Below are 14475 nucleotides of genomic sequence, written 5' to 3'. Positions count from 1 at the left end.
TTCCACCTGAAAAAGAGAAATACAAAACTCTACCATTGCACGGTAACATAGTCATCCGTTTATGGCTGAAATAAACTGCGTGCCTCCACTAGATTTTTTTTTATGCATCTACCGCTCCCAAGGAACGTCAGAGAAGAAATCCAAAGATTACGCTCAAAAATTAGGTACCATGATCACCTCTATTTTGGGAAGGCAGCCCCTGCAATCTCTGATCGAGAGTACGATTCCCTCTACCAGCAATTGCGTAGCCTGGAGGCACTCTATCCTCAAAAAATTACACAAGATTCTCCTACACAGAGACTTGGAGGAGAGAACGGCGCCTCTACCCTGCAGGCCCAGCATCTCATACCCATGCAGAGTCTGGACAATACTTACTCAGAGTCTGAGATACTAGAGTTCGTAAAACGGTCAAAAAAGCTCATTTTTGGAGCAGATCTCTCATTTATCTTGGAACCAAAAATCGATGGCGTGGCAATTTCACTCCTTTACAGGAGTGGAAACCTGGTTCGCGCCATTACCCGAGGAGACGGAATAACTGGAGAAGAGGTCACGCAGAATGTCCTTACCATTAGAAGAATCCCACGTCAACTTCCCTCCTCTTGTCCAGATACGGTGGAAGTCCGTGGGGAAGTGTTTTTATCTCGTAAGGTCTTTTTCGAGCTCAATACAAGGAGAGTAAAAAATGGGGAGTCTCCTTTTGCAAACCCCAGGAATGCCGCGGCAGGTTCCCTAAAGCAGCTGGATGTAAAGATCGCCGCTGCTAGAGAACTAGATGCAATTTTCTATGGATTTGGAATATGGAAAGAAGGAAATAGCCATCGGCCAGAAACTGACGAAAAATTTCTAGAGCTTTTGGAGAGCTGGAAATTTTCTATCCCCCCATACATTCGGAAGGTGAAATCTCCGGATGAAGTCACTTCCGCTATCCATGAACTAGAAAAATTGCGGTACAGCTTTCCATTCGAAATTGACGGTGCAGTTATCAAACTGAATGACCTCAGACAGCGGGATAATTTAGGATCTACCGCCAAGGCTCCCCGGTGGGCTATTGCCTTTAAGTACGAGTCAGAACGTGCTGAAAGCCTGCTTAAGAAAATTTCCATTCAGGTAGGGCGTACTGGTGTCCTTACTCCGGTCGCAGAATTAGAGCCCGTCCTTATCGGAGGAAGTATAGTAAGTCGAGCGACATTGCATAATGAGAGGGTAATTAGGTGCAAAGATATTCGGGAAGGGGATCTTGTCGTGATAGAAAAGGCTGGCAGCGTTATTCCCGCAATAATAGAAACAAGGAAAGACTTACGAAATGGTCAGGAGAAACCATTCCGCATGGTAAGGAAGTGTCCTGTGTGCCAGAGGAGGTTACGCCAACTCCCAGGGCAGGTTCTTGTTCGCTGCATTAATCCACAGTGCTCCGCCCAGCTCCAACGACGCTTGGAACATTTTGCTAGCCGTGGAGCCATGGATATTAGAGGCCTTGGAAAGGTATCAATTACCAAATTGGTGCAGTCTGGGCTGATGCGCAAGATTCCAGATATCTATGCCCTTAAAAAGCCAGATTTTCTGCTATTAGAGGGAATGGGGGAAAAGAGGGTGGAGAGTCTTCTACGCTCCATCCTTGCAAGTAAGGCGCGTCCACTTTGGAGATTGATCTTTGCGCTGGGCATTTCAAACGTGGGTACTACTTGTGCTCGAGCGCTAGCTTCTCGATATGGCTCTGTAGCCAAACTGAGGGAGGCCAAGGATCTGGAGAGTGTAGAAGATGTTGGAATGGTGGTAGCTGCTAGCATCCGGCAATTCTTTTCAAACGAGGAATCCCTTTGTCTACTTCACGAGCTAGAAGAATACGGCGTCCAAACTGCTGAATCCTGCGGTTTGGCGCAGAAAATCGACAGTTTATTGGCGGGCCAAACCTGGGTCCTGACAGGGACTTTGAGTAGCCCCCGCAAAGAAATTATCTATCAAATTTGCGCACGAGGAGGTTATATTGCGGAGGGCGTTAGTAAAAAGACAACGTATCTGCTTGCTGGTAAGAATCCGGGCTCTAAATACGAAAAAGCTAGACGCTTGAAAACTCCTATCCTGGACGAAGAGGAATTTCAGAGAATGCTTAGACAATGACCTGTTCTCCTGCTTCTACTACACGCAGGTTGACCTATCGTTATATTCTGCCTACGTATAGCCGCTTTGAGCTAGAAATTCTAAGAGGATCTGGTTGTCGGCTCTGGACGGAAACCGGAAGGGAACTGCTAGACTTTGGGGCGGGCATAGCCGTTTGCTCGCTTGGCCACGCGCATCCGCGTGTCACAGAAGCTATTACTAAACAGGCAGGTCAGCTTGTCCATACCTCCAACTTGTATTACACTCGCCCTCAGGCTGAATTAGCTCACCGGCTGGTAGGCATCGTCGGTGCCGAGGGGAAGGTTTTTTTTTGCAACAGTGGGTCAGAGGCAAATGAAGGACTCATTAAATTAAGTAGAAAATTTGGGAACTCCTCCGGTCACCGATACGAAATTATTACCTTTCGTGGATCCTTCCACGGACGTACATTGGCCAATGTTTCCGCAACGGGGCAAGAGAGAGTTAAACAAGGCTTTTCCCCACTGGTGAGCGGCTTCATCCATGTTCCCTACGGGGACCTCGAATCAACCTGCGCCGCTATCCAACCACAGACCGTTGCCATCCTTGTTGAGCCGGTACAGGGAGAAGGCGGTATCCATATTTCCAGCAAATTATTCCTTCAAGGTCTGCGTACACTCTGCGATGAGCATAATCTGCTTTTGCTCTTCGACGAAGTGCAGTGCGGTATTGGCCGCACTGGAAAGTGGTGCGGATGGAAGAGCATTGTTGGATGTGAGGCAATAATCCCGGATGGTGTGAGTTGGGCTAAGGGCATTGCCAATGGATTTCCACTGGGGGCCTTTTGGGTGAGTGCCTGCACAAAGGGAAAAACAGGGCCTCTCTGTGATCTATTAGGTCCTGGATCACACGGGAGCACTTATGGGGGGAACCCGGTTTCCTGCGTAGCAGCTCTCACCGTTCTAAGGGTAATTGAGGAAGAACAACTCCTCAAAAATACCCTAGAACTTGGATCTCTCTTCTACAAAAAGCTTAGTAATATTTCCTGTCCCGCCATCGCGGGTATCCGGGCACTTGGACTCATGGTGGGTGTAGAGACTAAATTGGTGACCCCCCCTAATGATCAGCGAACTCCAGCCGTCCGCCTTGCGGATGACCTTATCAGGGAGGGGCTCCTAGCTATCCCTGCCGGTAGGCAGGTCCTTCGGTTCTTACCTCCTCTCAATGTTCAACGGTGTGAAATCGAGGAAGCAGTAGAAAAATTCATGCAAGCTCTTTCCGGTCAAAAAACTTGTGTTTCTCCTTCATGAAAAATCTCTTTTCTATTCAGTCTCTTTCGCGGAAGCAGATTGCTGATATTGTAGAGCGGGCGGCAGTAATGAAACTTGGACGTGGTTACCATTCTTCTTATCCACTGGCTGGTCAGATCTGGGCTCTGCTTTTTTCTAGACCCTCTACGAGAACGCGCATCAGCTTCGAAACTGGCATTCGAGAGCTTGGTGGGGATGTGCTGTTTTTAGCTACGAGTGACCTCCAATTGGAACGTGGTGAGCCCATCCGAGACACTGCTCGTGTGTTTGGGCGTATGGTTCATGGAGTAGTCATCCGTACGCCACGGCAAGAGGAGGTAGAGGAGTTCGCCAAATTTTCTAGCCTACCTACACTTAATGCTTTGACTGATGCCGAGCATCCTTGCCAAATTTTGTCCGACCTTTTTACTATTCGAGAAAGCTTTGGTAGTCTGCGAGAGCTCTGTATCTGTTTTGTGGGGGATGGAAACTGTAACGTAGCACGTTCCTGGATTTGGGCAGCAACCCGGCTTAGATTTTCCCTCCGTATAGCGGCTCCCACACCTTACCAGCCTGCTGCTGCAATACGTCACCTAGTGGATCCTTCTATCGTCAGCATAACGGATGACCCCAATATGGCTGCTCAAGGAGCCAACGTGCTTTATACGGATGTGTGGGCAAGTATGGGAAAAGAGGAAGAAATCGATGCCCGTTTTGTCCAACTAGAAGGATATCAAATCAATCGGAAGACCCTTTCTAGGGCTTTGCCGGGGGCACTCGTCATGCACTGCTTACCCGCTCACCGAGGCAAAGAGATTACGGAAGAAGTTTTTGAAACTCACTCAGAAACTATATTTCGCCAAGCGGAAAACCGTCTACATACTCAAAAAGCTATCCTAGAATGGGCAGTTCAAAACAGCTAGAGAGTAGAGTAGAGAGGATACTCTCTAAAACCCCTTTTGTGCACACAAGACCAAGCCACTGCAGGAAGCAAGGGAAGCAGAATGGGTACCAAAGGTCTTTTCTCTTCCATAGGACTGCCTAATCCAACTGTGAAAGGGCAGGCCTCCCCCCCCCTTCTAGGATTGCACAGGCGTTGAATCGAAACGGTCTGGTTCATCGAGGCGAGCCAAAATCTCTGAGACAGAGAAACCTTCAAACGGGACACGCATCCCCTACGACCCTATACAGCTACAGCCTCGCGCAAGGGGGGGCATTTCCAGAGGATACTATCAACCTGATTCCACACGTAGAGCATCATTTCTCTCCATCACCACCTCTTATTTAGGCAACCATTCCACGAGAACACGCGAAACATCCTCTCGGGGTGGCTGACGGGACTCGAACCCGCAGCGGCCAGAACCACAATCTGGAGCTCTACCGTTGAGCTACAGCCACCATCCAGAGTAGAAATCGATTACGCGCACCCCTGCCTTTCCCCAAGGGGGGACTTTTACCACCATATTTATCTTTGGCCGTAATTTTCTTGTCAATTAAAGATCTTATCAGGATGGTTTTTGTTTTACTGGGGGCGGCGATATATGCTATGGGTGCCGGTTTTTTTATGCTGAGCATAAAGGAACATATACTCACCCAGCTGCACTGGCGTTACGCCACAAAGAAATTTAACCTAACTCAGAGAGTTCCAGAGGAAGAGTGGAAAGTTCTAGAGGCAAGTCTTGTTCTTTCTCCTTCCAGCTTCGGCATGGAGCCGTGGAGGTTTTTCGTTGTTAGTGACTCGGAGACACGTACCAAGTTGCTCCCAGCTGCGAACAATCAGCTACAGATTGCAACCGCTCCACACCTAGTGGTTTTCACTGCAAGGCAACAAATAGACTCATCTGATATAGATGCTCTTGTGACACGCACCGCCTGGGTCCGCCACATTGCTCCAGAAGATCTGACGGGGTTAAGAAACGTGGTGACTGGTTTTGTTAACAACCTCTCGCAGACTACTCTTCGCGAATGGGCTACGCGGCAAGTTTACATCGCGCTCGGTCAGTTCATAACAACGGCAGCTATCCTTGGGATAGACACCTGCCCGATGGAAGGCTTTATTCCAAGTCAGGTAGACGAGGTTTTAGATCTTAGTAAGACAGGCTATAGTAGCGTACTCCTCTGTCCTGTTGGCTATCGCCAAATCAACGATCAGCACGCTCAATTAGCAAAAGTTCGCCGTAGAGTCACTGACGTCGTCATACGGATATGATCGGGGATATATCTGGGGGTCTCATCGGGTGAGTTTGGCTAAGGGCGCCTTGTTTATCTTGTTGGCTTAAAGCCGCCGTGCTGTTTGGTGGGTAACCACTCCTACCTTGGAAATGCCGACTCGACCTAGCAGGTCCACAATGTGGACAAATCTCTGGACGGACAATCCCCCATGAGCACGGATTACAATGGCGATTTCTGGATCTTTAACGTACAGGCTCTGCAGCTGTGCTTCTAACTCCCTAGCAGTCACGTGTTTCCCGTTAAAAATCAGACTGGAATCTCGTTGGATCGTGATAGTTTCCACCCGACGCCCGGGAGTGTTTTCTTTATCAGAGGAACTGGATGGAACGAATAAGTCTAGACTATTTTCCATGAATGGTGTGGCAATCATAAAAATGATCAGGAGAACAAATGCCAGGTCTAGTAATGGGGTGACATTGAGTTCGCCAACAAGGGGAGGTCGCAACCTTGAGGAAAGCCTTTTCATAGTCATCATCGCAAAATTATTGCAAATTACTGCAGGCTACATAGCGGTGTTCGACTGCCGAGGAAAACTCGGCCGCAAAGCTTTCGCACTGAGTAATCATGGATCGAATGTTTGCAGTAAGAAAATTGTAGGCAAACATGGCAGGGATCGCTACTAGCAAACCGGCCACAGTAGTGGTTAATGCCCCAGCAACACCAGGAGCCATGGCTGTAAGATTTACGTTGCCAGCTACAGCGATTCCTGCAAATACGTCCATGACTCCCCACACTGTTCCTAACAAGCCAAGAAATGGTGCACCGCTAACAGCTGTAGAAAGCACGATCATGAGGGATTCCAGCCGGAGTGTGGACTCCACGATTGCTTGCTCCATGGCGGCAACAATAGGGCGTATCTGCCTGGGAGAAATTTGCTTTGTATTTATGACTCTGGAATGCATCCCCTCATCCATGGTTGTAGTACTCAGCAATTGGAAGCGTAATTCCTCACATCCCGCCTTATACACCTCGAACAATGGTGATCCGCCGAAGGGAATCCTTTCTTCATAAATTCTAAGCGGGGATTGCCCCTGGCGAAATGTCGTGACAAAACGAGCGTTCCTCTCCTTGGCTGTCCGCAGGCCGGTCAGCTTATATAGAGTCACTGACCAACTCAGTATTGAAGTAAGAAAAAGGGTTAAAAGCACAATGTACCCTACAAGGCTGGTTTCACCGAGGACGTATATCAGTCCTGCTGCTATTTTTAGCCCGGGTGCCCTAGCACATGACAGGAAGAGCTCGGAAAGGATAACACTCATCTTGGTGAACTGGTAGGCATAGTCGAGACAAACAAGCTCTACCCCCCTCAAACCGAACCGCCTCTTGATGAGACAACCGATAAATCCATAATGGAGTGGGTTTAGAGTGAGAGTTTACGGCGTTGCTTCCAATCTCCCACCTTGAGAGGGTATACACGGCATGGACAAACAATTGCTAGCGATTCCCAGGCCTGGCCAGAAAATTTTCCAACGCCAATCTACACTCTTTCTTTTTATACTATTAGTAACGGTCAACACTATTGTCCCATAGGAGCTAGGAATTACGTTACTCAGACCAAAGTCTTAGACGGTCAGGGCTTTCAGCAATTGTCAATTGCAGTTACTTCAGTTAAGCGCACGATGAGTTGCGCTTCTCCAGATAACCTTGCTCTTAAAGCTATCGACTCCGAAAGATCCAAGAAATATGGAGATATTGCAATTGATACCACAGACAGTAATTCATCTGTTTTTGGAAAAATCAAGAGAATGTGCTATCAGGCACTTCTACTACCAACATTATCGGCCTCTCTTTATTTGGTGGTTTGGAGACCCGCGCTTTTTATCATAACGAAAGTCAACCTAGGCCAACCTTGGCATCTAGTTAGTAGCTCTCTTCTCTATTGTAGAGGTACAATATGGTCCCGGTATCTAAAATTTGGCTTTGGGGAGGTAAGGGGTTACTTTCGGCTGGCTGTGTCCTTTGTTGGCTGGCTCAGCGCCCCTCCTGCCAGCCTGCGCGCCGTTTCTTCCGATGCAATTTCATTGCTAATGCAACTTTCTGCCATACTAGAAGAGCCCTCATAGAGCGACGGTTGGTTCTACTTCAGAAGAACGCTTTTTTCGGTATTGCGGAAGGGGTCCAGGACCTCCACAGAAAGGGTCAATGGCTTTCTTCTGCCAATTGGCGGGTTCTGCATGGATAGTAACCTACTGCAAATTGTCTGTTGTCCAAAAAATGGCCAGTCTTTAAGAGAGGCCGGCGCAATGGAACTTGAGGCCCTCAACCTGTGCGTTTGTCCTAGGATATCAGGCGGCGGCCACTCAGGAAAAACTTTTCGCTGCCCTTTGGGGGCTGCACTCATCCGCGAAGATGGCCTGGTAGCTTACCCAGTATGTAACAACATTCCACTCCTAGTCGCTGAAGAGGCTATTGCCATTGGGAAGACGCTGTAATATCCTCCATATTTCCCCTTCGTCAGACTCGAGAGGATGCATGAAATGACTGATCTTGAAAGGCTTCGACATTCTTGTGCCCATGTTCTTGCTACTGCCATCCTCCGCCTTTGGCCAAATGCTCAACTGGCTGTAGGTCCACCCGTAAGAGATGGCTTCTACTATGATGTCGAGCTGAATCACCGGGTCACTCCGGAGGACCTTCCCATTCTCGAGAAAGAAATGCGTGCCATCATCAGTATGAACCAGCCCTTTGAATCTAGAAAAATTAGCCACGGGGAGGCCCTGCGACTTGGCCAAATTGGTCGACTTGCGGCCTTAAGTGAGCGTTCAGTTAGCAGTAAGTTCAAGATTGATATCCTGAGCGGCATATCCAAGGAGGAGGCTATTACTCTCTACAAGAATGGCGACTTTATAGATCTTTGCGCTGGGCCACACGTCTCTTCTACTGGTGAGGTTGGAGCTTTTAAGCTTACACATCTTGCTAGCGTTTTTTACCGAGGAGATAAGCACAATGCTCAGCTTCAGCGAGTCTACGGCACAGCTTTCCGCACACAAGAAGAAATGGATACCTACTTTTCTCTGTTAAAGGAGGCCAGAAAGCGGGACCATAGAAAGCTTGGTAGGGATCTGTCCCTTTTTCTGATTGATGAAGAAGTCGGCCCAGGTCTTATTCTTTGGCCGCCAGCAGGCGCTATCATCCGTCAAGAACTCCAAAACTTCATCAGTAGGGAGCTTCGCTTACAGAAATACCAGCAGGTTTTTACCCCACACATTGCGAGACTGAACCTCTTTCGTACCTCAGGTCACTTCCCTCACTTCGCACAGTCTCAGTTTCCCCCTCTCATTGAGAATGAAACCTTGTTTACTCTCGCAAAGGAGAGTTGCTCTTGTGCTGAACTCACCAATCATATTCAGGAAAATAGCGTTGATGGGTTTCTTCTTAAACCCATGAATTGTCCAATGCATATAAGGATTTTTGCTTCACGTCCTCGCTCCTATCGAGAACTTCCCATTCGTCTCGCTGAATTTGGCACAGTATACCGATGGGAACAATCTGGAGAGCTCAGCGGCATGACACGAGTTCGCGGATTTACTCAGGATGATGCCCATATTTTTTGTACCGAAGAACAAATCGATACGGAAATTCAAAGCTGCCTCCTTCTTGTTCATAAGGTCTTGGAGACCTTTTCCATGCAAGGCTATCGTATCCGGATAGGGCTGAGAGATCCCTCCGCAAAATACATCGGCTCCTCTGAAAATTGGAGTCGCGCTGAGAAGGCTTGTCGAGACGCGGTTGTAAAGTTAGGTATTGCCTACTCAGAGGAGTTTGGAGAGGCTGCCTTTTATGGACCAAAAACTGACTTCGTGGTCAAAGATGTTTTAAATCGTGAGTGGCAGCTTGGAACCATTCAGGTGGATTTTAATCTTCCTCTAAGGTGTGGTTTGTCCTATACAGGTCGCGATGGAAAGTCCCATGTTCCTGTTATGATTCACAGAGCTCCCTTTGGCTCACTGGAACGCTTTGTAGGCATCCTTATCGAGCATTTTGCTGGCAGTTTCCCCCTTTGGATCGCCCCAGAACAGGTGCGTATCTTGCCCATATCAGACAAGTGCTTCGCATTCGCCCAGTCTACTGCAGAAGTGTTGCTAGGCTCTAGTATCCGAACCTCAGTGGATGTGTCCTCCGAGAGGATTAGTTCTAAAATTCGTCTTGCCCAACTAGAAAAAGTCCCTTACATGCTTATCGTTGGAGGGAATGAGCAAGCTTCCAGGAAAGTTTCCGTGCGGAGCCGAAAGTACGGCAGGGAGGGTACCATGTCCATCGGTGAATTTCAACAACGGATCCAGTGCGAAATCGAAAGCTGTAGTCTATGACAAGGTAACAAGAGATAGCTTGCTTAGAGAACCTCCCGACTTCCGTTCCATTGGGCACAGTATGAGAAGAGCTTATCTATCGGCACTGTCGGCCCTCACTGACAGACTCGATGTGAATCGTGTTGGATTGGAAGGTATGGTGCTGGTTTTTTCCTAGGAGGGTCCTATTAATCCACGATATATCCGCGTCAACGAACGTATCCGCGCTAGTGAGGTTCGCGTTATCTTAGCTTCTACCAACGAGCAGCTTGGTGTGATGAAGTTTGGAGATGCCTTGTGCAAGGCTAAGGATCTGGGATTAGATCTCGTGGAGGTAGCTCCTACGGCTACCCCGCCGGTTTGTCGGATTACAAACTATGGAAAATTTCGATACGATCTCTCCAAGCAAGAGAGAGATCGCAAGCCTCACGGTACTAAGGTTAAAGAAATTAAGTTTCGCGTCAATATCGACCAGCATGACTATTGCACCAAGCTGCGCCATGCCGAAGATTTTCTTGATAAAAACAATAAGTTGAAAATTTACCTGCAGTTTCGAGGACGTGAAATGGCTCATAAAGAGCTTGGAATGCTCCTAATAGAGCGTGTTCGTTCCGACCTGCTAACCATGGCGCATGTGGATATGGAGCCGAAACTTGTCGGACGGGCAATCTCTATGACCCTTAGTCCGCTTCCTATTTCCAAGCGCAAAAGGAAATTCTTAGAGGGAAGCTAAGCTTGAGAAAGGAAGGAGTGTATACAGGAGGTGCATACCATGGATGCAGAGGAGAATTTTTCCAGACACCTGTTTCTTTTTGACATTGATGGTACTCTCCTTACTTCTGCTCATGCCGGCAAGTATGCGCTGAGGGATAGTATGCAGAGTCAGTTCGGTGTAAGGGAAGATTTTACTGGCATCTCTCTCGCTGGGGCTACAGACGGGACAATCGCTAAGGCTTTACTAGCTAAAAATGGGATACCTGTTACTCAAGAGAATACTACCCGTCTACTGGAAGGATATCTGAGGCACCTTGGTAAGCGTATCCGATACCATCCGGGAAGTCTCATGCCGGGAGTCCTAGAGCTGCTCCAACATCTGCACTCACGTCCTGACTGCATTCTAGGTCTTCTTACCGGAAATCTCGTGCGAGGCGCCGAAATCAAGCTGGCATTTTATGATGCATGGCACTTCTTTGAGTTTGGTGCCTTTGCAGATGATCACGACGATCGCAACGAGCTTGGAAATGTTGCTCGTGTCCGCGCTCGTAAGATCCATGGATTCGAGTTCCCGTCGAAGCATATTTACGTCGTTGGAGATACCCCTAACGATATTAGTTGTGGGAAAGCCATCAATGCATATACCGTGGCAATTGCCACGGGGGAATATTCTGTAGAAGAACTGTCTCAATGCCAACCAGACTTTCTTTTTAAAAGCCTGCTGGATACAAAAAAGGTGCTCCGCTCACTGCTTGGATGAAAGCCAAGGGCCATCCAAGCTATCTTTTCTCTAAAGACCAACAGTAGTTTTAATTGCATCTAGAGTTCTCTGAACATTCTTTTCCACGGAAAAAGCGGCTGCGGCCTCCACCCGCGCACGCCGACCAGTTGCCCGCTTCTCTTGCGGTAACCATCGCTCTAGCGCTGCAGTGAGGCTGCCCACGTTGCCAACCTCTACCACATTTCCAAGCTCCTCATTGCCAAGCAATTCCGAAAAACCATTGGAAGGAGTGGTAATTACCGGTAGTCCAGATGCGAGTGCCTCCAAGCAAGCATTTGAGGAGGGATCATAAACAGTTGGTAGAAGGAAAACATCTGCCGCTGCATAAAATGGTGTAATACAAGAGGCTGGACCAGCGAATATAGTATGAGGGGGAGTGTGTCTTGAAGGTCCTTGCCCTACCACCAATAGTTTTGCTTGCCCCCTCAAGGCACGGACCGCCTCCACCGCAAAGCGCAATCCCTTGCGTTGCCAACCAGTCCCAGCGAAAAGTACCACTATTTCTTTAGAAGATAAGCCATACCGACTTCGGATATACATACGGTCTTTTGAGGAAACTGGCTGAGGCCAAACCCCATTTGGAATCAGCATGATACGCTCTCTTGGAAAATTATAGTACCTTAGAATTTCCTCCAAAACCATCCGCGAGTTTGTAATTACCAGCGCCGTACAACAGGGATTAAAAGCAAACCGTTCCAGCTTTAAAATCTCCCTGTGCTTAGAATTCAGAGATCGGAACCAGGCTTTCCAAGCAGGCTCAAACTTTCTCCTCCTGCACAGCCAAGAGGCGTGTACCCCGTCTCCTGCACGGTAAACGTCGCATCTTAGAACTCTCTCTAAGCTCAACAGACAGTCAAAGTCTCGTTTTTGAGTACGGAGAGCCCGTGCAAATCTCAGAGGAGTATCACCAGAAATACAGCGAATTTTCCCGTAGGGCCAAGCCCTTACTGGCCACTCATTTGAACTGTAAAGTACTACCTCCTCCCCATTTTCCACCAATCCCTGCGCTAACCGAGATAAGTATGCTTCCGCCCCCCCAGTGGAAGAGTAGCCACGACGGGCCAAGGCTATTCGCATGCTATGAGGAGACAAAAAGACAGAAGACAGATGCCTGCCGACGATTTTACCAGTCGAATTGGAGAGAAAGCTTGCAAATCTAAGGTAGATCCCGTTGGTAAATTTACCATCCTAACTTCTAAAACCATCCTTGCTGAACTGCCAATCGACGCGATTTATCACCACAACTTCCCAATGAAGATCCTGAAGATCCTTTGCTTTCAACTGAAGTGTATAGGAGATCTCCTCCTGACTACACCCGCTCTCGTAGCCCTTGCACGAGCCTACCCAGAGGCAGAGATCCACGTTGCTGTTGATAAGGCCTTTTCTTCTCTCTTCCCTTGCCTACCAGTACATCGTATCCATCCCCTGCGAGGGGGGGGGGGCTCTGTTTGGATGGACCTCCTCCGTGAGCAATATGACGTTTGCCTGGACTTTAACTCAAGTGATCGCTCCGCATTCGCCTCCTTTCTTATCAACTCTCCGCTAAAAATTACTTACTCGCAATTTGCATTGCGCCCGTTCCGAAAAAAAATCTACAACGTCTTTGTTTCCTCCGTTCCAAGCCAGCGGCACACTGCCGACTTTCATGCTGATCTTCTCACTCCTTTGGGCATACAATGCGAGGACACCTCCTTGAGCATTCGTCTGCCTGTGGGAGTACTCCGAGAAGCCGACGCTCTGCTAGAGAAACTTCACGTTGCGTCTCCATTTGTCATCGTTCATCCTGGTACGCTCCGAAGGGAAAAATATTGGTTCAACGAACGTTGGTTAGCTGTAATTCGCCACTTCCGCGAGTACCACGGTTTGCCAGTCCTTCTAACAGGCTCCTCTTCCTACAGAGAACGGAAGCATTTAAAAGGCCTAACCGCCTGTAAGGGAGTACATTGGCATGACCTTACTGGGAAATTAAACCTTTCTCAATTCGCTGCACTCATTTCCAGAGCTCGTTTACTGTGTGGAGTAGACTCTGCTCCGATCCACCTCGCCGACGCTTTTTCCGTACCGTGTGTTGCGTTATTTGGTCCCACCAACCCTTTCCAATGGCGTCCGAGAAACCCGCACTCCCGGACTTTGACCCCTCGGAGCACAGGTTCACATTGCCCACAAGATCAAGTGGGGGCTATGGAAGATATTTCTGCAGATATGGTTATTTCAGCCATTGACGGCATGCTCACAAATATTTCTGTCACCTCTCACGCTCTCAAAATTGCACGTCCTGCCACCAACTCGGATTCCACTGCACTGCTTGATCCACAATGACATCGGCAAATAGAGGTTCCGTTCCAATGGAGCTACCATAAAACAACTTTCGACCACGCAAAGTGTGAGGGTTGCTCCAAAAGACCTCGGCTTGACCTGCTTTGGTTGCAGTTTTTGAGGTAATTCCTAATAAAGCTGGAATGTCTTGATAGCTGTGCAGTCCATCAGAGACGAAGAATGGAATTACTACCACAAAAGGGTACTTACTGAGCTCATCCCACTCTGACACCAGGGGAGGTTCCTCCATATAAGCCGGGATAACTTGTGGATAAAAGCCGGCTGCGCTGATGCAGGAAACCTGTTTCCTGACAGCTACAGCCGAATTATTGTCGAGCCTGGTCCCATGTCCAACAATAATAAGGCTAGTTTGCGCTCTGGGAACTCCAGCTGCAATCTTTGATGCCTGGCGGAGCAGCAGATCAGTCATCTTCGGATGACTCCCTGCTGGAGGACAGTACCTAATGCAAAGTCCGCCTCTCCTTGTAAGTACACCATCCAACTCTAACTCACGCGGAATAACAGTCTTGGTAAAATACCCTTCGCTAATAAAGTTAGGCACGACAAAGATTTCTTTGGAATCGAGCATGTGGTACACTTCCCGCATGGAGGGCTCTTCCTTCCAAAAACAGCAGACCACCTCCCGGAAAATGTTGCACTTCCGGATACGAGCTGTATGGGTCCGTGTGGGCGTACTAGAATCGGGGTTTACCGTAGAACCGTGGCCTACAACAATGAGGGCAGAATCGCGAAGTACCATAAAATTCTTTTATTGCAA

General features: G+C 48.4%; 14 protein-coding genes and 1 tRNA gene. 10 read left to right on the top strand and 5 right to left on the bottom strand.

Going from position 1 to position 14475, the window contains the following annotated elements:
- Positions 1–102 precede the first annotated feature (102 nt).
- From ligA to argF, 3 genes are read left to right on the top strand one after another with little or no spacing between them, the layout of a single operon-like run.
- Positions 103–2118 carry an NAD-dependent DNA ligase LigA gene (gene ligA / locus JMM79_00475; protein ID QQY08456.1) on the top strand — a complete coding sequence of 672 codons (2016 nt, stop codon included), beginning with the start codon at positions 103–105 and terminating at the stop codon, positions 2116–2118.
- Positions 2115–3386, top strand: a complete 1272-nt coding sequence (locus JMM79_00470) for an aspartate aminotransferase family protein (protein QQY08455.1) — start codon at positions 2115–2117, stop codon at positions 3384–3386. The genes ligA and JMM79_00470 overlap by 4 nt, the downstream gene beginning before the upstream one ends.
- Positions 3383–4288 carry an ornithine carbamoyltransferase gene (argF, locus tag JMM79_00465; protein QQY08454.1) on the top strand — a complete coding sequence of 302 codons (906 nt, stop codon included), beginning with the start codon at positions 3383–3385 and terminating at the stop codon, positions 4286–4288. Before JMM79_00470 ends, argF begins: the two co-directional genes overlap by 4 nt.
- A 403-nt stretch (positions 4289–4691) precedes the next feature.
- Here argF and JMM79_00460 read toward each other — a convergent pair.
- Positions 4692–4763, bottom strand: a tRNA-His gene (locus tag JMM79_00460).
- A gap of 166 nt (positions 4764–4929) precedes the next feature.
- Here JMM79_00460 and JMM79_00455 point away from each other — a divergent pair.
- Complete coding sequence (locus JMM79_00455) at positions 4930–5574, top strand: NAD(P)H-dependent oxidoreductase (protein QQY08716.1); 645 nt, start codon at positions 4930–4932, stop codon at positions 5572–5574.
- Between the two features lie 66 nt (positions 5575–5640).
- Here JMM79_00455 and JMM79_00450 read toward each other — a convergent pair whose 3' ends face one another.
- Complete coding sequence (locus JMM79_00450) at positions 5641–6063, bottom strand: biopolymer transporter ExbD (protein QQY08453.1); 423 nt, start codon at positions 6061–6063, stop codon at positions 5641–5643.
- A 16-nt stretch (positions 6064–6079) separates the two neighbouring features.
- Positions 6080–6907: a MotA/TolQ/ExbB proton channel family protein gene (locus JMM79_00445; protein ID QQY08452.1), complete on the bottom strand. Its 828-nt coding sequence runs from the start codon at positions 6905–6907 to the stop codon at positions 6080–6082.
- A 90-nt stretch (positions 6908–6997) separates the two neighbouring features.
- Here JMM79_00445 and JMM79_00440 point away from each other — a divergent pair, with 90 nt between their 5' ends.
- The 5 genes from JMM79_00440 to JMM79_00420 all read left to right on the top strand — a co-directional run bounded on the left by JMM79_00440 (position 6998) and on the right by JMM79_00420 (position 11360).
- Entirely contained in the window at positions 6998–7660 is a 663-nt protein-coding gene (locus JMM79_00440) for a hypothetical protein (protein ID QQY08451.1), read from the top strand.
- Positions 7661–7771: 111 nt separating this feature from the next.
- Positions 7772–8029 (top strand): hypothetical protein, encoded by a 258-nt coding sequence (locus JMM79_00435; GenBank protein QQY08450.1) that lies wholly within the window; start codon positions 7772–7774, stop codon positions 8027–8029.
- A 45-nt stretch (positions 8030–8074) separates the two neighbouring features.
- Complete coding sequence (locus JMM79_00430; GenBank protein QQY08449.1) at positions 8075–9907, top strand: threonine--tRNA ligase; 1833 nt, start codon at positions 8075–8077, stop codon at positions 9905–9907.
- A 181-nt stretch (positions 9908–10088) separates the two neighbouring features.
- On the top strand, positions 10089–10619 hold the full coding sequence (locus JMM79_00425; protein ID QQY08715.1) for a translation initiation factor IF-3: 531 nt from the start codon (positions 10089–10091) through the stop codon (positions 10617–10619).
- Between the two features lie 39 nt (positions 10620–10658).
- On the top strand, positions 10659–11360 hold the full coding sequence (locus JMM79_00420) for a haloacid dehalogenase-like hydrolase (protein QQY08448.1): 702 nt from the start codon (positions 10659–10661) through the stop codon (positions 11358–11360).
- Between the two features lie 30 nt (positions 11361–11390).
- Here JMM79_00420 and JMM79_00415 read toward each other — a convergent pair whose 3' ends face one another.
- Positions 11391–12458, bottom strand: a complete 1068-nt coding sequence (locus tag JMM79_00415; protein ID QQY08447.1) for a glycosyltransferase family 4 protein — start codon at positions 12456–12458, stop codon at positions 11391–11393.
- Between the two features lie 3 nt (positions 12459–12461).
- Between JMM79_00415 and JMM79_00410 the strand changes: the two genes are divergently transcribed.
- On the top strand, positions 12462–13700 hold the full coding sequence (locus JMM79_00410) for a glycosyltransferase family 9 protein (GenBank protein ID QQY08446.1): 1239 nt from the start codon (positions 12462–12464) through the stop codon (positions 13698–13700).
- Here JMM79_00410 and JMM79_00405 read toward each other — a convergent pair.
- Positions 13642–14457, bottom strand: a complete 816-nt coding sequence (locus tag JMM79_00405) for a cobalamin biosynthesis protein CbiX (protein ID QQY08445.1) — start codon at positions 14455–14457, stop codon at positions 13642–13644. The genes JMM79_00410 and JMM79_00405 overlap by 59 nt on opposite strands.
- Positions 14458–14475 lie beyond the last annotated feature (18 nt).

Source organism: Candidatus Xiphinematobacter sp. (assembly GCA_016766635.1).
Classification (GTDB): Bacteria; Verrucomicrobiota; Verrucomicrobiia; order Chthoniobacterales; family Xiphinematobacteraceae; genus Xiphinematobacter.
This window is presented reverse-complemented; position numbering and strand designations above follow the sequence as displayed.

Excerpts from the sequence above, each read along its gene's own strand:
- JMM79_00470 (QQY08455.1), top strand. The coding sequence starts at position 2,115 with ATGACCTGTTCTCCTGCTTCTACTACACGCAGGTTGACCTATCGTTAT.
- JMM79_00405 (QQY08445.1), bottom strand. The coding sequence starts at position 14,457 with ATGGTACTTCGCGATTCTGCCCTCATTGTTGTAGGCCACGGTTCTACG.
- JMM79_00410 (QQY08446.1), top strand. The coding sequence starts at position 12,462 with ATGAGGAGACAAAAAGACAGAAGACAGATGCCTGCCGACGATTTTACC.
- JMM79_00455 (QQY08716.1), top strand. The coding sequence starts at position 4,930 with ATGCTGAGCATAAAGGAACATATACTCACCCAGCTGCACTGGCGTTAC.
- ligA (QQY08456.1), top strand. The coding sequence starts at position 103 with ATGCATCTACCGCTCCCAAGGAACGTCAGAGAAGAAATCCAAAGATTA.
- JMM79_00450 (QQY08453.1), bottom strand. The coding sequence starts at position 6,063 with ATGAAAAGGCTTTCCTCAAGGTTGCGACCTCCCCTTGTTGGCGAACTC.
- JMM79_00415 (QQY08447.1), bottom strand. The coding sequence starts at position 12,458 with ATGCGAATAGCCTTGGCCCGTCGTGGCTACTCTTCCACTGGGGGGGCG.
- JMM79_00420 (QQY08448.1), top strand. The coding sequence starts at position 10,659 with ATGGATGCAGAGGAGAATTTTTCCAGACACCTGTTTCTTTTTGACATT.
- JMM79_00430 (QQY08449.1), top strand. The coding sequence starts at position 8,075 with ATGACTGATCTTGAAAGGCTTCGACATTCTTGTGCCCATGTTCTTGCT.
- JMM79_00435 (QQY08450.1), top strand. The coding sequence starts at position 7,772 with ATGGATAGTAACCTACTGCAAATTGTCTGTTGTCCAAAAAATGGCCAG.
- argF (QQY08454.1), top strand. The coding sequence starts at position 3,383 with ATGAAAAATCTCTTTTCTATTCAGTCTCTTTCGCGGAAGCAGATTGCT.